Consider the following 18,876-nt stretch of genomic DNA (forward strand, 5'->3'; position numbering starts at 1 on the left):
ATGACGAGCCCGGTCTGGTCGGGCGCTCCCCGATCCGGGCCATCCCCGGCCGATCCGGAATGACCGGTGAAACGTTCAAATCGCCGCACCTCCTGCTGCCAGCGCCGGGCATCCGGGCTGCGGCCACTGCGGAGCGCGGCAAGCGTGCTCGAGGCGTCCCCGTCGGCCACGCGCAGCTCGCCGCCGATCAGGGCGATGACCTCGGCCGCGGTGCGTGCGCCGACCAGGGCGCTGCCGGCGCGCAGCGCGCGGGCGAGGCGGGGATCGGTCGGGATGCGGGCGAGCTGCCGCCCCTCCTCGGTGGCGCGGCCGTCGGCCTCGATCGCGCCGAGTCCGCGCAGCACGGCGAGGGCATCGCCGAGGCTGCCGGTCGGGAGCGGGTCCACGAGCCGGAGCCCGGCGCCGCCGGGCGCACCCCAGCAGGCCAGGAGCAGGGCGGCGTCGGTGAGATCCGCGACAGCGATTTCCGGGGCCGGGTGGGTCGGCGCGGCGGCGAACGTGCGCTCGTCGACGCAGCGGACGACGACGCCCGGCCCCTGCCGGGTGGCGCGGCCGGCGCGCTGGACGGCGGATGCCCGGGGCGTTGGGCCCGTGACAAGGCCGCTCATGCCGCGCATCGCATCGCGCTGCGGGGCGCGGGACAGGCAGCTGTCGACGACCAGGCGCACGCCGGGGACAGTCAGCGAGGACTCGGCGAGTGACGTCGTGACAATGATCCGCGGCTGGCTGTCGGGGCCCCGGCCGCCGATCACGGCATCCTGCTCGGCGGCGGGGATCTGGCCGTGCAGCTCGCGGACGTCGAGCTCCGCGGCGAGCCCGCGGATGCGCCTGGCGATCTCGGAGACCTCCCGCGCACCCGGCGCGAAGACGAGGGCGTCTGCGGCTGGATCGGTGCGCGCGAGGTCGCGGTGTGCCGCAACCGCGTTGCTCGCGACGTGGTCGAGGAAGGCCCAGGTCACCCCGCGCTCGTCCAACCGAGGCGTGGGGCAGGGCGCCCAGCGCACCTCGAGCGGATGCGCGGGAACGGTCTGGGTCACGATCGGAGCCGGGGCGGCATCCGTGCCGAGGATGGCGGCGAACCGCTCCGCGTCGAGGGTCGCGGACATCGCGACGAGCACGAGGTCGTCCCGCAGCTCGCGGACCTCCCCGAGCAGGCCGATCAACAGGTCTGTCTCCAGCGCGCGCTCGTGCACCTCGTCGATGATGACCGCGCCGACGCCGTCGAGACCGGGGTCACCGAGCAGGCGGCGCAGCAGCACGCCGGCGGTGACGAACTCGATGCGGGTGGCTGGGCTCACCTGACGTTCGCCGCGGACGGTGAATCCCACGCGGGAGCCGAGGGGCGAACCGTCCAGGTGCGCGAGCCGTCGGGCGGCGGCGCGGGCGGCGACCCGGCGGGGCTGCGTGACGATCACCCGGCCCGCGACGCGGTCGGCGACGATCGGCGGGACCAGCGTGGTCTTGCCCGTTCCGGGTGGCGCGCTGACGACGACGGAGGTGCTGCGGTCGAGTGCGGCGCCCAGATCGGCGACCGCGCCGGCGAACGCGAGCCCGCGTCCGAGCGTCGACGGGTCGAACGGCGCGCTGGTCACTCCCCCAGTCTCTCGCGTGACGAGGGCGTGCGCTCACCGCTCACGCGATGCGCCACTTGGTGCCCCAGCGCACCAGCGGGTGCAACACGCTGATCAGCTCGCGGCCCGCCTCGCTCAGCCGGTAGCGCACCTGCACCGGCGTGCTCGGGGTGACCTCGCGCAGCATGAGGCCCTCCTGCTCGAGCTCCTTGAGGCGCACGGAGAGCATCCGGTCGGAGATGCCGTCGACGAGCGCGCGGTACTCCGAGAAGCGCTCGGCGCCGCGGGCCCCGGCCAACAGGATCGACGCCGTCCACTTGCGCCCGGCGACCTCGGCCGCCATCTGGAAGCGGCGGCACTCCGCCTCGTCAATGTGCTCGCCGTAGAGCGAGGTCAGGTCATCGGTCTGGGCCGCAGCCATTCCATTGGAAGTCACTTACTCATGGTAAGTGGCTAACCATCACTTCGCCAATTCCCCGGGGACGGGCGACGATGGACGGACAGCGACACCCGCGAAAGGACTTCACGATGGAACTCGGCGTCTACAGCTTCGGCAGCCTCGCCCGCGACCCGCAGAGCGGGGAGCTCGTCAGCAGCGCGCAGGCCACGCGCAACCTGCTCGAGGCGATCCGCGTCGCCGACGAGGTGGGGTTGGACTACTTCGGCATCGGCGAGCACCACACCCCTGAGATGCCGGCCTCGGCCGCCGCCACGATCCTGGCCGCCGCGGCATCCGTCACCGAGAACATCACCCTCGCCAGCGCCGTCACGGTGCTGAGCACCGACGACCCCGTGCGTGTGTTCCAGCAGTTCGCCACGGTCGACGCGCTCAGCAACGGCCGCGCCGAGATCACGGCCGGGCGCGGTTCGTCGACCGATTCGTTCCCGCTCTTCGGCTACAGCCTGGGCGACTACGACAAGCTCTACGCCGAGAAGCTCGACCTGCTGCTCGCGATCAATGCGAACCAGAACGTCACGTGGAGCGGCAGCACGCGGCCGGCGCTCCATGATGCCCCGGTCGTTCCCCGGCCGGATGCCGGCAGCCTGCCGATCTGGCTCGGCACCGGCGGCAACCCCTCCTCCTCGGTGCGCGCCGGCCTGCTCGGCCTGCCCGTCTCCTACGGCATCATCGGCGGCGCTCCGGCCCGCTTCGCACCGCTCACCGAGCTCTACCGCAACACCGCCAGGGCCAATGGCATGGCCGAGGCCGACATCAAGGTGTCGGTCGGCAGCCCCGGCTTCATCGGCGAGGATGGCAAGACGGCGCGCGACGACTTCTGGCCGCACTGGCACAACACGATGGGCGTGATCGGCTCGCAGCGCGGATTCGCCGCCCCGGCCCGGCTCTCCTACGACCGCGACGCCTCCGGCACGGGCGCCCTGTTCGTCGGCTCGCCGGAGGAGATCGCCGAGCGGATCGTCGCCCTGCACGGCGCGCTCGGGCACATGCGGCACTTCTTCCAGATGGACTTCGGCGACATGCCGCAGGCGCAGCTGCTGCGCTCCATCGAGCTGCTCGGCACCCGCGTGAAGCCCCTCGTGGACGAGGCGCTGGCGGAAGCCGCCGGCCAGCCGACGGGAGCGTAGCCGTGGCGACCATCGGGATCATCGGGGCGGGCAAGGTGGGCACGGCGATCGCCCGGCTGGCCATCGCCGCGGGCGACGAGGTGCTCGTGGTGGCCTCGCCCGGCGCCCAGTACTTCGAGCAGATCGTGGCGCTGACGGTGCCGGGTGCCCGGGCGGCGACGCTCGGCGAGGTGGCGGACGCCGCCGAGCTCACGATCCTCGCGGTGCCGTTCGGCAAGGTCGACACCGTGTCACTGAATCGATTCAACGATGCCATCGTCGTCGACGCCAGCAACCACTGGGAGCCGGTCGACGGCATCCCGGCGATCCTGCACGGCGCGGACCCCGGCCTCTCCAGCAGCGAGCTGGTGCAGCGGCTGCATCCGGGCGTGCGCCTGGTGAAGTCGCTCAACCACCTCGGCTACCACGACATGGACACGGACGGCGCGCCGGCCGGTGCGGCGAATCGCCGTGCCGTGGCCGTCGCGGGCGACCACGCGGCCGCCAACTCCACGGTCGCGGCCTTCCTCGACCGCATCGGGTTCGACGCCGTGGACCTCGGCGCTCTGGCCGCCGGGGCGGTGCTGCAGCCGGGCGAGCAGATCTTCGGGCGCTTCGTGCAGCGTGAGGAGCTCGCGGCGCTGGCGGCCGGGCGCGAGCTCGCCGCGTAGGGTTCTCGCCGCGTAGGGCTGCCGGATCCAGAGCGCGTCGGGAGTCGAACGGGAGATCGGGAGGCCGGAACCGGCCCGAAACTGCCTCCCGATCGCGCGAAGGCCTTCCGATCCGCTGCTGCGGGGCCGCCTAGAGTTGACTCGCGGCATCCAGCCCACGCACAACCGCCGCCGATTGGACCCGCTCATGACGCTCACCAGACTCGACGTCCAGGCCGCCGAGGCGCGCACGCGCGACTCCGTGCGGCGCACGCCGACCTTCCGCGCCAGCCCGACCCTCTCCTTCAAGTTGGAGTTCCTGCAGCACACCGGCACGTTCAAGGCGCGCGGGGCGTTCAACCGACAGCTCGCCGCCCGGGAACGGGGCGAGCTGGATGCCGGGATCGGCATCGTCGTGGCGTCCGGCGGCAACGCGGGCATCGCGCACGCCTACGCGGCCTCCGTGCTCGGGGTGCCCAGCACGGTGTTCGTGCCGGAGACGGCGCCCGCCGTCAAGGTGGCCCTGCTGCGCGCCCTCGGGGCGACCGTGGTGCAGGCCGGCAGCGAGTACGTCGAGGCGTATGCGGCGGCGACCGTGTTCGCCGCCGAGCGCGGCGCCCTGTTCTGCCACGCCTACGACCAGCCGGAGATCGCGGCCGGCGCCGGGGTCCTGGCCACGGAGCTGCTCGAGGACGACCCCGGCATCGACACCATCGTGGTCGCGGTCGGCGGCGCCGGCCTGCTGGCCGGCGTGCTCGCCGCGGTGGACGGCCGCGCCCACGTCGTGGCCGTCGAGCCCGAGGCGGCGCCCACCCTGCACGCAGCACTGGCGGCCGGCGCCCTGGTCGACGTGCCGGTCGGCGGCGTCGCGGCCGACTCCCTCGGCGCCCGGCGCGTCGGGCAGATCGGCTTCGAGCTGGCCCAGCCCGCGCACGCCCGGGGCTCCCTGAGCAGCGTGCTGGTCGCGGACTCCGACATCGTGGCTGCGCGCTCCGCGCTCTGGCGCGACTACCGCATCCCCAGCGAGCACGGCGCGGCCGCGGCGGCGGCGGCCTTGGCATCCGATGCCTACAGCCCACGGCCGGGCGAGCGCGTCGCGGTCGTCGTCTGCGGGGCGAACACGGACGCCGGCACCTTCTAGCGCCGCCGCGCCCCCGCCGGCGCGGAGGGTGTTCCGCCAGAATCGCTCGGAATTGACGCGGAACGAAAGAATCGCGGATCTTCGCGCCACGAACGCTGGATGAGCGCCCCGAGCGACCCGTACTGTCAGACTCGTTGTGTGCTGCAGAGTTGCCGCAGCGGTCCTGACCGCAAACCGGCTTGCCGCACCCCTTCGAGACGGGAGTATGGCTTGAGAGTCGGCATTGCGCGAGAGCGCCGAGACGGGGAGAGGCGCGTCGCCGCCACTCCGGACACCGTGCGTCAACTGACGAGGCTGGGCCTCGACGTCCTGATCGAGAGCGGCGCGGGCGTCGCCGCCGGGCACAGCGACCAGAGCTATGCGGATGCCGGCGCGACCGTCGTCCCCGCGCTCGAGCTCGCCGAGCTGGACGTGTTCGCCCACGTGCGGCCGCTCACCCCGGAGACCGTTGGCCTGCTGCGCCGCGGCGCGGTCACCATCGGCCTCGCCTCCCCGGCCAGCGAGCTGCCCACCGTGCGGGCCCTCGCCGGGGCCGGCATCACGGCGTTCGCGCTCGAGCTGGTGCCGCGCATCTCGCGCGCCCAGTCGATGGACGCGCTCACCTCGCAGGCACTCATCGCCGGCTACCGCTGCGTGCTGGAGGCCGCCACGCGCCTGCCCCGCTTCTTCCCGCTGTACATGACCGCCGCCGGAACGATCCCTCCCGCCAGCGTGCTGGTGCTCGGCGCCGGCGTCGCCGGACTCCAGGCGATCGGCACGGCCAAGCGGCTCGGCGCCCGGGTCTCGGCGAACGACGTGCGGCCGGCATCCGCCGACGAGGTCGCCTCGATGGGAGCGAAGTTCATCAACCTGGACCTCGAGACCGCCGAGGCCAGCGGCGGCTACGCGAAGGAGCTCGGCGAGGACAAGGCGGCCAGGCAGCGCGCGCTGCTGGCCCCGCACGTCGCGGCAGCCGACGTGCTGATCACCACCGCGGCCATCCCCGGACGCCCTGCGCCGCTGCTCGTCACCCGCGCGATGGTGCAGGCGATGAAGCCCGGCTCGGTCGTGGTCGACCTGGCCGCCGAGAGCGGCGGCAACGTCGAGGGCGCCGTGGCCGGCGCCGACGTGCTCGTTCCCACCGCAGACGGTTCCGGCGAGGTCACCATCGTCGGCATGAAGGATGCCGCATCGGCGATGGCCTCCGACGCCTCCCGGCTCTACGCCAAGAACGTCGCCAACCTGCTCGAGCTGATGACGGCCGACGGCGTCGTCGCCCCCGACTTCGGCGACGAGGTCGTCGCCGGCGCCTGCCTGACCGCCGACGGGGTGGTGCGGCACGCGCCGACCGCGGAGGCGCTCGGGCTGCCGCCGGCCGCCGCTGCGGACGCGTCGGCCCCTGATGCGCAAGCAACCGAAGGAGGAGTGGCCTGATGGACGGAATTGCCCTGTTGACGATCACCGTGCTCGCGGTGTTCGTCGGCTTTGAAGTCGTCTCGAAGGTGTCGAGCACGCTGCACACGCCGCTGATGTCGGGCGCGAACGCGATCCACGGCATCATCCTCGTCGGCGCGATCATCGTCGCCGGCCAGGCGCACGAGCCGCTCGTGCTCGCCGTCGCCCTGCTCGCGGTGGTGCTCGCCACCGCCAACCTCGTAGGCGGATTCGTCGTGACCGACCGCATGCTCGAAATGTTCCGCGGGCGCAAGGCGCCGGCGGCATCCGCTGATCAGAAGGAGACCGGCCGATGACGCTGCTCGACCCCACCTGGGCCGCCCTGCTCTACCTCGTTGCCGCCGTCTGCTTCATCCTGGCCCTGCGCGGCCTGGCGGCGCCGAAGACCGCCCGACGCGGCAACCTGATCGGCGCCTTCGGCGCGCTCGTGGCCGTCGTGACCGTGTTCCTCTCGACGGAGCTCGACAACATCCCCTGGATCCTCGGGGCGATCGCGGTCGGCGCGCTCGTCGCGGCGCCCGTCTCGCGCCGGGTGAAGATGACCCAGATGCCGCAGCTCGTCGCCGTCTTCAACGGCGTCGGCGGCGGGGCGGCTGCACTGGTGGCCCTGCTCGAGCTCGCCCACAACGACGACCCGTGGGTGCGCCTGGCCATCGTCTTCGCGCTGCTCGTCGGCGCTATCTCCTTCGCCGGCTCGGCGATCACCTTCGCCAAGCTGCAGGAGCTGATGACGACGCGGCCCGTGCTCTTCCCCGGGCTCCCGGTGGTGATGGGGCTCGTCGTCGTGCTGGCGATCGCCGGCGCCGCCGTCACGATTGCAACCGGCTCAGCCGGTTACGCCCTCGCGCTGCTCGCGATCGGCCTCGCGGCCGGCGTGCTGCTGGTGCTGCCGGTCGGCGGCGCCGACGTGCCCATCGTGATCTCGCTGTTGAATGCCTTCACCGGACTGGCCGTCGCGGCATCCGGCCTCGTGCTCGACAACGTGCTGCTCGTCGTGGCCGGCACCCTCGTCGGCGCCAGCGGTACGATCCTCACCCAGGCGATGGCGGCCGCGATGGGGCGCGGCGTCACCGGCATCCTGTTCGGCGCCTTCCGCGGCGGATCGACCGCCGGCTCCACCACGCAGAGCGAGCGCCCGGTGCGCTCCTCCAGCCCCGAGGACGTCGCCGTGCTGCTCGGCTACGCCCAACGGGTCATCGTGGTTCCCGGCTACGGTCTCGCGGTCGCCCAGGGCCAGCACACCCTGGTCGAGCTGGCCACGACGCTCGAGGCGCGCGGCACCGAGGTCGTCTACGCCATCCACCCGGTGGCGGGGCGCATGCCGGGCCACATGAACGTGCTGCTCGCCGAGGCCAACGTGCCCTACGAGTCGCTCAAGGAGATGGCCGACGTGAACCCCGAGTTCAAGACGACGGATGTCGTGCTCGTCGTCGGCGCGAACGACGTCGTCAACCCGGCGGCGAAGACCTCGCCCGGCTCGCCGATCTACGGCATGCCGATCCTCGAGGCCGGAGACGCCCGCCAGGTCGTGTTCCTCAAGCGCTCGATGCGCCCCGGCTTCGCCGGCATCGAGAACGAGCTGCTGTACGAGCCGCAGACCACCCTGCTATTCGGCGACGCCAAGGACTCCCTCGGCAAGGTGCTCGCGGCGGTGAAGGCGCTCTAGGCGGTGGCGGCGCCGCTCGCGGCCCCCGTTTTGTCTCGCGGCACTGGGTATACCCAGTGCCGCGAGACGTTTCGCGTGCCGCGAGCCTCCCGCCGCGGTGCGGATTCTGCGACTCACGGGGGCGGGCCGGCGCCTCTGGCGCGGCTGCTGCGCCGCGCCCAGCTTGCGCGGCGCGTCGGCGACGTAGACTGGAGCAGTTCCCCAGCCATGAAAGAGGTCGCAGCGTGACTCAGACCCGGGTTGCCGCAGCGCACACCTCGACCGAGTGGATTGTGCCGCTCAGTCGGGCGATCCTGCTCGCCATTCCAGCCATCGCCATCACCTTCTCCGAGGACCACGGCCCGCGCTTCGGCCTCATCGTGTTCGGCATCTGGGCCGTGGCCGCCGGGCTCATCCTCGGCGCGCTCAGCCTGCGCCTGCTCACCGACCCGCTCAGCCGCCGCCTGTTCGCCACGAACGGCGTGCTCACCGTGGCCGCCGGCCTGGTCGCGCTCGGCCTGCTCGGCAGCCTCGACGCGCAGGGCGGGCTCGGATCGTTCCTGTTCATCGTCACCGTCTGGGCCGCCTGCACCGGCGTGCTCGAGTTCTACGCCGGCTGGCGCACCCGCACGACGCTGGCCGCCTCCCGCGACTGGCGCACGGCCGGCGGGCTCACCGTGATCCTCGCCCTCGTGCTGATGGTCCTGCCGCCGCACAGCGTCGTCTCCGTCGGCCTGCTCGGCGCCTACTTCGCGATCCTCACCGTGTTCCTCGGCATCGCCGCGTTCTCGCTGAAGTGGGACTCGGCTCCGAAGCGCGCGAGCGCGCAGCCTGCGGCATCCGCGCCCCCCGCATCTTCTCTCCCCACCCCCACTTCTGAATCGGATGTACCGTGAGCACGCAGCCAGACCCCAAGAAGCGCCCAGAGCCCCTCGGTGCCCAGTTCCAGCCCAGCCGGCGCGACCGGCTGCGACCGGTCGAGCTGGTCGGCGGCTCCGGCATCGGCGCGGTCTTCGTCGGCCTCATCGTGCTGATGACCACGCAGCAGCTCGTGCTGACGCTGGTCTCCACCGGCATCACCTTCATCGTCATCCTGATGGTGCTCGCGCTCTTCGCGATGGGCGCCAAGCAGGATGCAGAGGAGACGGCCGACCTCGAGCGGCAGAACAACCCGGACGGTGAGAAGTAGGCCCCAGAAGCAACGCAGCAACGCAGAACGCCCGGCAGCTCCAGCTGCCGGGCGTTCCGCGTTGCGAGGGGCGTGTTGCCAGGGCTCAGGCGCGGGGCAGGCGGTCCACCAGCTCGTTGGCGAGGCCGATGTAGCCGGCCGCCAACACGCCTCTTCGGGGGCGACAGTTCCTGACACAAATGCGCACGCTAGCTTTGTGACCGTGTGAGCGTTAGATGCCGGCCCAGAGTCGCGCAAGCCACGGCCGTTATGGCCAAGCCGGTGCCGCAGCCGACGAGCGCCCACCTGATGCCAACTGTGTCGATCAAGACTCCGGTCAGCAACGAGCCAATTGGGAACCCCGAGGTGTAGGCGACATGCCTGAGTGCAACGATGCGCCCACGCACTTCGTCGGAAATCGAGTGGTGAAGCGTTGAATTTGTGCCGACGATCACCACGACGAATGCCGCTCCAATGAGGAGAAGGGCCGCCAAGCTTGAGATCAGGGTTGACGCCAAGCCAACTATCCCCACGCCGAACGCCAAGACGACGAGGCCACCCGTGATCGCGCCCCGGTAACCCCTCCGGCGGCCAAGCCTGGCGACGAACGGCGCCATGAGCACCGCCCCAATGCCCAGCGCGGCGTTCAGGCCGCCCACCACGTCGGCCCCAGCTTCGAGATTGATGTCGGCGAGCACGACCGTCAACGAGAAGATCGGGTTCACGAAGATCCCGATGGACATCGAGATGCCCAGAATCAAGAGAATGCGGGGGCGTTCGAGTGTGTACCGGGCAGCGCTGGCGAGCTCGGCGATGGCGCTGCGTCGCGGGGTGGGGAACTCCTGAACTCGTTGTGGACGCACCACCAACAGAATGAGCAGTGTCAGGACGAACGAGACTGCATTGACGGCGAAGGCGTTCTCCGGGCCGCCACCAGCGATCAGAATGCCGGCAACGAGAGGGCCGACAGCACGCGCGACGTTGAGCTGGAGTGCCTGCAGGGTCACGGCGGAGTCCAGCTCGGACCGCGAGACCAGATCGTTGACGAACGACTGCCAGGCGGGCAGGTTCAGGCCGTTCACTGCCCCGCCGAGTGCAACCGGAACGAGTAACAGTGTGGGATCGCGCACACCTGCCAGCCACATCGCGAGCAGCCCGAGCGCTGCGACAGCTCCGGCAGCTTGAGTCATGAGCAAGACCTTGCGGCGCGGATAGCGATCGGCGAGCACCCCACCGTAAGGGGCGAGGATCACACCAGGCACAAAAGTCGCCACGGCGACAATACCGAGCCAGACCCCGCTTCCAGTGAAGTCGAAGATGACGAAAGGTATGGCGATGGCGCTGACCCAAGAGCCCGTGTTTGTAATGATTGCTCCGACCCAGAACAGCAGGTAGGAGCGATTCCCGAAGGCCGCGAATGGTCCACTCCGTGGTGGTGGTGCGGCGAGGGTCTCCGCGTTCACGCCCTGCTCAAGGTGATGAGACGCTCTTCGCTCATGTCTCTCACCGCGTACTTCGGCCCCTCGGCACCACCGAATCCGCTCGCCTTGATCCCGCTGAACGGCATGAGATCCACGCGTGAGCTTGAGGTCTCGTTGATGTGCACCGAGCCGAAGCGTAGCTGCTCTGCAGCGGTCAGTGCACTGTCAATGTCGCGTGTGAAAATTCCAGCGGCGAGACCGTATGGTGTGTCATTGGCGCCCGAGATGGCTTCGGCGAGTTCATCGAACGGACGCAGCACGACGACGGGGCCAAAGATCTCCTTTGAGAACACCAGAGAGGAATCCGGGGCGTCGGCGATCACCGTTGGGGCAATCACATTTCCATGCCGCGTTCCTCCGGAGAGGATTGCCGCACCGCTGTTCGCGGCTTTGTTGATCCACAGCTCGACCCGCTCGGCCTCGGGCGGCGAGACGAGGGGACCCACGATTGTTGCTGCATTCCGGGGATCGCCCCAGGGCAGCGACGCCACTCTCTCGGTGATGCGCTGTGCAACTTCTGATTGAACGTCGCGGTGCACGTAGAGGCGCTGCACCGAGGTGCAGACCTGACCAGATTTCCGGAACGCGGCATTGGCGGCCAGGGTCGCTGCCCGGGCAAGGTCGGCGTCGGCGCAAATGATCGTGCTCGCGAGGCTGCCCATCTCAAGTTGAATGGGTCTCATTCCAACCGTTGCGTGTAACAGTTGTCCCACGCGTGTACTTCCGGTGAACGCGTAGAAGGCCGGGCGAGGATCCTCTGCGAGCCACTGGCCGACGGAGCCGCCACTGCCATAGAGGAGCGTGATGAGCCCGCTGGGCAGGCCCGCTTCTAGCAAGATGCCCACCAGTGCCGCAGCAGATAAGGGGGTCTGCGTGGCGGGCTTCAACACGACTGCGTTGCCTGCTGCGATTGCGGGACCAACTTTGTGAACAACGGTATTGAGTGGCGAATTGAACGGCGTGATCGCGACGACGACACCGAGCGGGTGGCGCCGTGTGAATGCGATTCTCTCGTGGTTACCAGGTACGCCGGCCAGGGGCACCATCTCGCCTCCGAGCCGGCGGGCCTCCTCCGCGCAGAGCTTGAAGGTGTCGATTGAGCGTTCGACTTCTTTTGTGGCGTCGGCAATTGCGAAACCGGTGTCAGCCATGACTGTGGCGATGAGGTGCGTTGCGTCGCGGCGGACGAGTTCGGCCGCCCTGTCGAGAATCTGTGCCCTTTCCGCCTGCTGGAGCGGCGTCTTCTGCCACGAGGCCAGCGCGTGACCGATCGCATCGGAGACCTGTGCTTTGCTCGCCGTCGCCACCGTCGCGATGGGCGAGTTGTCGTACTTGTCGGTCAACGTTGTGGGGCTGAGGGTTCCCTCTTGCCACGCCCCGGCGATGAAGAGCTGGGCGGTGGCAGTGGCAGTGATGGACATCCGCGTCCTTTCGCAGGAATTGCTGGGCTTGGTGTGCGGCGCGAAACGGCATTCCAGACTCTGTGTTGCACGCGCCGCTCTGCTTGGCTACTATAGCCACACCATACACCTGTATACACAGGTGCACGGATTGATACTCGCTCAACGATGAGAGGCCGAAATGGCAACGCGACAGCCAGTCAGTACCGCATTGGCGGCAGAATACGGTGGCTTGGATGCCGCACCGCGTCCACCCAAGATCTCGGTTGAGGCCGTAACAAAGCTCTATGGGCGCAAAGGTGAAGTCCGCGCTCTGGAGAACGTCGACCTGGAGATCAACGAAGGCGAGTTCGTCTGCCTCGTTGGGCCGTCGGGCTGCGGAAAGTCAACGCTTCTGCGCATGATCGCTGATCTGCATTACCCAACCTCCGGATCCGTCAAGATCCAGGCATCCGGCCCCGGACTCACGACCGCAATGGTTTTTCAGAACTACAGCATCTTCCCGTGGAAGACGGTCGCAGAGAACATCGGGCTTCCGCTTGAGGTCAATGGCACACCCAAGGCTGAACGGGTGGATCGGGTTGCGGCGCTGATGGATCGGATGAACCTCTCAGACTTCGCCGACGCCCTCCCGTCCGCGCTGTCAGGCGGCATGGCCCAGCGCGTCTCGATCGCGCGAGCGCTCGCTGTGCAGCCGGAGATTCTGCTCATGGACGAACCATTCGCCGCTCTCGACGCCCAGATGCGCCGCATCCTGCAAGACGAACTTCTCTCGATCTGGCAGGAGGACCAACGCACCGTTGTCTTCGTCACCCACAGCCTCGAGGAGGCGATCCTGCTCGGTGATCGTGTCGTCGTTATGTCTGCCCGCCCCGGCAAGATCATCGGTGATTACCGGATTCCGTTCGAGCGGCCCCGGCGCCCCGAGGTGCGCGGCACCAAAGAGTTCGCCGAGTTGGAGCAAGAGATCTGGTCGCAAATGCGCGGCGAAGTGGAAAGGGCCAACAAGTGACCTCGACCCTGCAACCCGCACGAACAAGCCCGCCGAGCAGAAAGAGCAGCGCTGTGAAGACAATCGCAATCGAGCCCCGCCCCATCGAGCTCGACCCAGATGGGTTCGCCCGCCGCCGCAAGCGCAACAACGTGATTCTCGGGCTCGGCACCCCTCTGATGCTGCTGTTGCTCTGGGAGGTCTCGGCACGGGTTGGAATCGTTGATGCGCGCTTCTTCCCGGCGCCCACGACGATATTCGAGGAAGCGGGCAAGATGGTCGCCTCCGGGCTGCTCTTCTCGGATGTCTGGGCCACGCTACGCGCGCTGCTCATTGGATATGCTCTGGGGTTCATTGCCGGTGTCGCAACGGGAACTCTTCTGGGGCTCTCCCGCGTTGCCCGCGCCGCGCTCGAGCCCATGCTCTCGGCTATTTACACAATCCCCAAGCTCGCAATCCTGCCGCTGCTCCTGTTGATCTTCGGGTTGGGTGAGCTGCCGAAGATTCTGCTGATCGCGTTGGGTGTCTTCTTCGTGATCTGGGTCACCGTGTTGGAGGCGATTGAAGACATCCAGCCCACCTACACCGAGGCTGCGCATATCTTCCACATCAACGGCATCCAGCGTTTTCGCCACATTCTGCTTCCTGCCATCCTGCCGATGCTCTTCACCGGCATTCGGATTGCGCTTGGCACGTCAGTGCTCATTGCCGTCGGTACAGAGTTCGTCAGCGGTGACGAAGGAATCGGATACCGAATCTGGCACAGCTGGTCGCTCTTCCAAGCCGACCAAATGTATGTCGGCATTGTCACCGTGGCCCTGCTCGGCTTTCTACTGACCGCCGTGGTCAAGTTCCTGGCTAGCAAGCTTGCGCCTTGGGCGCCGCGCGAGACCCGTCGCGCCGCGAGCTAGCTCACACAATTGTCGAATTGACGAAACCGCCAATCTGACGCCGCGCTCCGGTCTGGAGCCCATCCCTGTTACACCAGCGCAGGATCACAGAGAATAGAAGAGGAATCAATGAAGTTTCGTCTTAAAGCACTTCGCCCCATCGCCGCATTCGGCGCAGTGCTCGCACTCGCGGCATGTTCATCCACCGGAACCGTGGCCAACAGCGAACCTACTGCGGAAGCCCTCGCCGAGCCAACAACAGTCAAGGTCGTCGTCTCCTCGAAGATCGCCTATTTTGTGCCTTATCTTATGGAAGAGCACTGGGGTGAGTTCGCCAAGCAGAACATCAAACTCGAGGTGGAATTCGCTCCCGCTCCCGACGCGCTCGTTCTCCTGGCCACGGGCAAGATCGACGCAATGGTGTCGGGTCCGAGTGCAAACGTGCTGAACGCGGTCGCGCAGGGGTCGGAAGTTCGCATGGTCGCTCCTGGTGCCATTGAGCCGGAAGATTCGGTGAATGGTTGGTACGTGAGCAAGGCTGCGCTCGATGGCAAGAAGTTCGACGTGTCAATGCTCGAGGGGCAGACGCTGGCTTCGTCGTCCGGCGTGGCCGGACCGCCGCTGCTCACCTTGTCGCAGGCCTTGGAAGAAGAGGGCCTGACGCTCGCAGACGTCAACATCAGTTCCATGAAGCAGACGGACACAGTCATCGCACTCGAGAACGGTGCGGTCTTCGGCGGCACCGCATCGCAGCCGAACACGACAGTCATCCTCGAGGCCGACTCGGGCGAGATGTTCGCACGCAGCGCCCCGCTCGACTACCCCTCTGTCAGCCTGATGTTCGGGCCGACACTGCTGAGCGACAACACCGCAGTTGGTGAGGCCTTCGTCCTCGCTCTGCTGAACACTTACAAGAACCACATGCAGGGCGACTGGCTGCACGATGAGAAGAACATCGACCTGATTGCCGAGGTGCTCGAGACGGAGAAGGACCTTCTGCTCACTGTGCCGTCCTCCCTCTACCCGACAACGCTGGCGTTCCCCACCGACTACATCGAGTCGTACGAAGAGGTCTTCCGTCAAATGCCGGATGTGTTGTCCTACGACGAAGACACCACGGTAGCCGCTCGGGTAACGGAGAGTAGCTTCATGGACTTCGCTAACGGAAAGTAACGCGCTCTAACACGAGACAGTAATACGGCTGGGTGCGGCAACGAATGCCGCGCCCAGTCTTCTTGCATGGAGAAGGAATGTCATGACCGAGTTGCCGTCGATTACTCAACCACTCGCCGACTGGTGTGGGACGCTCACACTTGACGACTTCACGCCGCAGGCGCAGGCGCGTGCCCTTGATTCTGTAGTGGACACAGTGGGCGTCGCCATTGCCGCCAGCGGAGAACCTGACTACCAGGCCGCCGAGGAGTTTGCGGTCGCCAGCCACGGCGCACCCGGAGACGCGCAGGTGTGGGGTCGAGGTCGGGGAGCAAACGCGAGTGAAGCAAGCTTGCTCAACGGTACTGCCGGCCACCTCATGGATTTCGACGATGTGCACTATCTCATTCACGGTCATGCCAGCACGGTGCTGCTGCCGGCCCTGTTCGCGGCTGGCCAGGCTGCACAGGTCCAGCCGCGCCGAGTGATGCTTGGGTATATGGCCGGCCTGGGTGTGATGTCTGCAGTTGCCCGTGCCTACGGCCCGCGGCACTATTCCAGGGGTTGGCACTCGACGTCGACATGTGGTGCAGTAGGCGCCGCTGCCGGAGTGGCAACGATGCTTGGCCTCTCGGTCAGCGAAATTGCGCATTCCATGAGCGCGGGAGTGTCGATGTCGTTTGGTGTGCGCGCGAACTTCGGCACAATCCTGAAGCCGCTGCACGCTGGCCTAGCCGCACGAGCGGGGGTCGAAGCGGTGCTGCTCACGCGTGCCGGCGGCCTTGCTGCTCCCAACGCCCTCGAGCGTGATCTGGGCGGCGTTCGGGTTTTTGGCGATGGATCCTGGCCAGGCGAGTATGCGGATCCGGTCGCCACCATCTTGGAGACCGCGGCCGCGGGTACCGATGAACTTGGAGTGAAGCTCTATCCTTGTTGCCGTGGCGGGCACTACGCCATAGATGCCACCCTCGACGTACGCGAGGTGCTACCGAGCGGAGTCGACGTTGACTCAGTCACGGTGCGTGTGCCGCTCGGCGCTCGAACCGCTTTGATCCACGACGACCCCGAGACGGGTCTCCAGGCGAAATTCAGCCTGCCCTATGCGGTCGCGACGAGCCTGGTGCGTGGCATTCCAAGCCCCGACCACTTCAGCGATGAGGCCATTCACGATGACAAGGTGCAGCGAGTGATGCGCGCTATCACCGTTATCGAGGATGAGAGTAGCGGTGATCTCTCGGCGGGCATGGAAGGCCGGTATGCAGAGATAGAGGTTGTGTGTGCCGGCCGCCGCTATTCCGCGCGCTGCGATGACGCGCGCGGATCGTGGAGCCGCCCGCTCACTCAAGCCGAGGTCGACGGCAAGTTTTTGCGCATGGCAAGCCGGAGCCACGGCGTCGACGGGCCGGCGCTGCTCCGGCGTTTGCGTGCCCTGCAGGATGCCGAGAGCTTGGTCGGCCTCTTCGGGTGACCGGGCGTCGCCCGCTTACTTGGTGAACTCCGTGCTGAACATGGCGAGGCGGATATCGCGGGCCTTCGAAAAGTGCGCGTGGTTGATGCGGTGGGCGAGTTCGGCGTCGCGATTCTCGATCGCGTCAACAAGTGCCGCGTTCTCGACGCGGGCGACCTGCCAGCGGCCGGGCTCCGCCAAGGTCGGCTGTGTTCCCGAGTATCGGGAGAGGTGAAGATTGACGCGATCAAGTAGATCGCTGAGCGCCTCATTGTGGGCAGCTCGTTGGACGTGCAGGTGGAAATTGCGGCTGTAGCGCACAAGCTCCTCGGGCTTCGTCGGATCAATGTTGTCGCCGAGGGCCAACGCGGCGCGGAGCATCTGCAAGTCACGATCGGTGCGTCGGTCTGCTGCAGTGCGAGCGGATGCCGCTTCCAACTCGGTGCGTACCTCGTAGATGTCGAGGATTTCCTCTGGGCTCCGGTCGCGCACCACGAGTCCGCGCTCACTCCACGCGACAAGACCATCCTGCTCAAGGCGCTGCAGCGCCTCGCGCACCGGTGTGCGGCTCACGCCACACCAGGTCGCCAGAGCTGACTCCACGAGTGGTTGCCCTGGATTGAGGTCCCCGCTGACGATCGCCTCGCGAATCTTGTCGTACGGATTCGCCTTCACCGCTGGCAGCGGCGCGCCCTGCGCGGGCGTTGTGGCCGAGGAAGCCGACTTAGTCATAACGAGCACCTCTTCTGGATTCGAGCTGTACGCAACAGTACTCCGATGTACATCAAAAAGGCGTGCCCACCGCGAAGATATGATCGCGGCGGACGCGCCCGTCTGGATCGCTAAGCGATCATGCCGGCGCGTCGTCCAAAGACCATCCCGGCCGCCAAACCGGATCCACCCGGATAGTTGTCGGAGAAGAGCCCACCGAGCATCTCTCCGCAGACGAAGAGTGACGGGATCGGAGTGCCGCTCTCATCGAGCACGCGGCCGTCGATGTCGGACTTGAGCCCGCCGAAAGTAAACGTGATTCCACACGTGACACCGTAGGCGTAGAACGGTCCTGTGCTGAGCGGCGCGGCCCAGTTGCTCTTGGGCGGCTCGACCCGAGCGGCCCGACCATCCTTGACGTTGTGGTCAAGCGGAATCGATGTGTCAATGCTGGCGTTGTATTCATTCACCGTCATCACAAGCGATTCAACGGGAACGCCGATGGCAGCGGCAAGCTCGGCAATGCTGTCGGCCGTCGTGACTGAGATCCCCGGCATGTCATACTCCTCGGAGCGCAGCAACGGGCGCAGTGACGCATCGAAGATCTGCCAAGCGGTGGAATCGGGCTGCTGTAGGATCACTTTTCCGTACTTCGCGTAGGTGTAGTTGCGGAAGTCCTCGCCCTCATCAAGGAAGCGACGCCCATCCTTGTTGACGATGATGCCCAGCGGGTACGACTGTCGGGTTAAGCGATTCGTGAGTTCGCGGTTCGACTCGTTCTCGGGGTTGAACGCATCCCATTGCACCGAGTGACAGCTGTGCCAGTCGCCGCCTCGCGCGGCGCCGATGCGCAGTGCGGCCTCAAGCAGACCGCCCGTGTTGAAAGGTGTGCCACGCACCTTCGCATTCTCCCAGCCCTCGCCGAGGTAGGTGCGGCGCATCTCTGCGTTTGCCTCGAAGCCGCCAGCGCCGAGGATGACGGACTCGGCAAACTCCTCCGTTTCCGTCCCGTCCTCCCCGCGCACGCGCACGCCGACGACATGTCCGGATTCGACGATGAGGTCCGTGACCTCCATGCCGTACTCAATCCGCACGCCGTGCTTGATTGCGATGGCCGTAGCTGTCTCGACGAGCCCAACGCCACCGCCGACATTGCCGACGTGAAGTCCCCCCCAGAAAAGGTGCGTGCCGTCGGGGCGTGAGTAGGCCTGGCGCTCATACATGAGCCGGTAGCGCATGCCCAAGCTGTGCAGCCAGTCCATCGTCGGGCGAATCTCTTCGACGAGTACGCGCGTGAGTTCGGTGTCATTCCGGCCGTTGGTCACCTTGACGATGTCGGCTGTGTAATCCGCGGCGCTGTATGGCGGTGCCACCGTGCTGGGGTGGCGGTCGTCAGCTTCGACAAGCTGCAGAAGGTCATCCAATCCGTTGTGGACCATGCGCGTGGCTCCGGCGGTGTAGTAGCTGTTGCCCCCGTCGAGCCCCTTCGGTGCTCGTTCGAGCACCCGCACGCGGCGGCCCCGCGTGGCCGCGGCAATTGCCGCAGTCAGTGCTGCGTTGCCGCCACCGACGATGATCACGTCCGCTGAGTTCTGCCTGTTGCTCATTTTGGCTCCTGCCTCTTTACGC

Annotated in this window: 18 protein-coding genes; 12 read left to right on the plus strand and 6 right to left on the minus strand. The window is 67.5% G+C overall.

Annotation, left to right across the window (positions count from 1 at the left end):
- Both GY24_RS11660 and GY24_RS11665 read right to left on the minus strand, forming a co-directional pair.
- On the minus strand, positions 1-1,592 hold a 1,592-nt coding region (locus GY24_RS11660; protein ID WP_133161184.1), incomplete at its 3' end, for a helicase-related protein.
- Positions 1,593-1,632: 40 nt separating this feature from the next.
- Positions 1,633-2,007: a winged helix-turn-helix transcriptional regulator gene (locus GY24_RS11665; RefSeq protein WP_233279332.1), complete on the minus strand. Its 375-nt coding sequence runs from the start codon at positions 2,005-2,007 to the stop codon at positions 1,633-1,635.
- Between the two features lie 92 nt (positions 2,008-2,099).
- Between GY24_RS11665 and GY24_RS11670 the strand changes: the two genes are divergently transcribed.
- From GY24_RS11670 to GY24_RS11705, 8 genes are all read left to right on the plus strand, one after another.
- Complete coding sequence (locus GY24_RS11670) at positions 2,100-3,158, plus strand: LLM class flavin-dependent oxidoreductase (protein WP_104475944.1); 1,059 nt, start codon at positions 2,100-2,102, stop codon at positions 3,156-3,158.
- 2 nt (positions 3,159-3,160) lie between these two features.
- The gene (locus GY24_RS11675; RefSeq protein ID WP_104475946.1) at positions 3,161-3,808 is read left to right on the plus strand and encodes an NADPH-dependent F420 reductase; all 648 of its coding nucleotides are present in this window, start codon (positions 3,161-3,163) and stop codon (positions 3,806-3,808) included.
- Positions 3,809-3,995: 187 nt separating this feature from the next.
- Entirely contained in the window at positions 3,996-4,928 is a 933-nt protein-coding gene (locus GY24_RS11680; RefSeq protein ID WP_104475949.1) for a threonine/serine dehydratase, read from the plus strand.
- Between the two features lie 210 nt (positions 4,929-5,138).
- The gene (locus GY24_RS11685; protein ID WP_104475952.1) at positions 5,139-6,341 is read left to right on the plus strand and encodes a Re/Si-specific NAD(P)(+) transhydrogenase subunit alpha; all 1,203 of its coding nucleotides are present in this window, start codon (positions 5,139-5,141) and stop codon (positions 6,339-6,341) included.
- Entirely contained in the window at positions 6,341-6,658 is a 318-nt protein-coding gene (locus tag GY24_RS11690; protein ID WP_104475954.1) for an NAD(P) transhydrogenase subunit alpha, read from the plus strand. Before GY24_RS11685 ends, GY24_RS11690 begins: the two co-directional genes overlap by 1 nt.
- Positions 6,655-8,028, plus strand: coding sequence for an NAD(P)(+) transhydrogenase (Re/Si-specific) subunit beta (locus tag GY24_RS11695; RefSeq protein ID WP_104475956.1), 1,374 nt, complete (start codon positions 6,655-6,657; stop codon positions 8,026-8,028). The genes GY24_RS11690 and GY24_RS11695 overlap by 4 nt, the downstream gene beginning before the upstream one ends.
- Positions 8,029-8,252: 224 nt before the next feature.
- The gene (locus tag GY24_RS11700; protein WP_104475958.1) at positions 8,253-8,903 is read left to right on the plus strand and encodes a hypothetical protein; all 651 of its coding nucleotides are present in this window, start codon (positions 8,253-8,255) and stop codon (positions 8,901-8,903) included.
- A complete protein-coding gene (locus GY24_RS11705; protein WP_104475960.1) occupies positions 8,900-9,196 on the plus strand; it encodes a hypothetical protein in 297 nt (98 codons plus the stop codon). The genes GY24_RS11700 and GY24_RS11705 overlap by 4 nt, the downstream gene beginning before the upstream one ends.
- A 188-nt stretch (positions 9,197-9,384) precedes the next feature.
- On the opposite strand, the gene GY24_RS11710 is transcribed toward GY24_RS11705, so the two are convergent.
- Positions 9,385-10,638, minus strand: coding sequence for an MFS transporter (locus GY24_RS11710; RefSeq protein ID WP_161498733.1), 1,254 nt, complete (start codon positions 10,636-10,638; stop codon positions 9,385-9,387).
- Positions 10,635-12,077, minus strand: coding sequence for an aldehyde dehydrogenase family protein (locus GY24_RS11715; protein ID WP_104475965.1), 1,443 nt, complete (start codon positions 12,075-12,077; stop codon positions 10,635-10,637). The genes GY24_RS11710 and GY24_RS11715 overlap by 4 nt, the downstream gene beginning before the upstream one ends.
- Positions 12,078-12,288: 211 nt before the next feature.
- Here GY24_RS11715 and GY24_RS11720 point away from each other — a divergent pair, with 211 nt between their 5' ends.
- The 4 genes from GY24_RS11720 to GY24_RS11735 all read left to right on the plus strand — a co-directional run bounded on the left by GY24_RS11720 (position 12,289) and on the right by GY24_RS11735 (position 16,557).
- Positions 12,289-13,068 carry an ABC transporter ATP-binding protein gene (locus tag GY24_RS11720; protein WP_233279333.1) on the plus strand — a complete coding sequence of 260 codons (780 nt, stop codon included), beginning with the start codon at positions 12,289-12,291 and terminating at the stop codon, positions 13,066-13,068.
- Positions 13,069-13,121: 53 nt separating this feature from the next.
- On the plus strand, positions 13,122-13,958 hold the full coding sequence (locus GY24_RS11725) for an ABC transporter permease (RefSeq protein WP_104475969.1): 837 nt from the start codon (positions 13,122-13,124) through the stop codon (positions 13,956-13,958).
- Positions 13,959-14,066: 108 nt separating this feature from the next.
- On the plus strand, positions 14,067-15,110 hold the full coding sequence (locus GY24_RS11730) for an ABC transporter substrate-binding protein (RefSeq protein WP_104475971.1): 1,044 nt from the start codon (positions 14,067-14,069) through the stop codon (positions 15,108-15,110).
- A gap of 82 nt (positions 15,111-15,192) precedes the next feature.
- Complete coding sequence (locus GY24_RS11735; RefSeq protein WP_104475973.1) at positions 15,193-16,557, plus strand: MmgE/PrpD family protein; 1,365 nt, start codon at positions 15,193-15,195, stop codon at positions 16,555-16,557.
- A gap of 15 nt (positions 16,558-16,572) precedes the next feature.
- On the opposite strand, the gene GY24_RS11740 is transcribed toward GY24_RS11735, so the two are convergent.
- Both GY24_RS11740 and tcuA read right to left on the minus strand, forming a co-directional pair.
- Entirely contained in the window at positions 16,573-17,268 is a 696-nt protein-coding gene (locus GY24_RS11740; RefSeq protein ID WP_133161185.1) for a GntR family transcriptional regulator, read from the minus strand.
- Positions 17,269-17,378: 110 nt separating this feature from the next.
- On the minus strand, positions 17,379-18,854 hold the full coding sequence (tcuA, locus tag GY24_RS11745; protein ID WP_104475977.1) for an FAD-dependent tricarballylate dehydrogenase TcuA: 1,476 nt from the start codon (positions 18,852-18,854) through the stop codon (positions 17,379-17,381).
- Positions 18,855-18,876 lie beyond the last annotated feature (22 nt).

This window comes from Microterricola pindariensis, assembly GCF_002936985.1.
Classification (GTDB): domain Bacteria; phylum Actinomycetota; class Actinomycetes; order Actinomycetales; family Microbacteriaceae; genus Microterricola; species Microterricola pindariensis.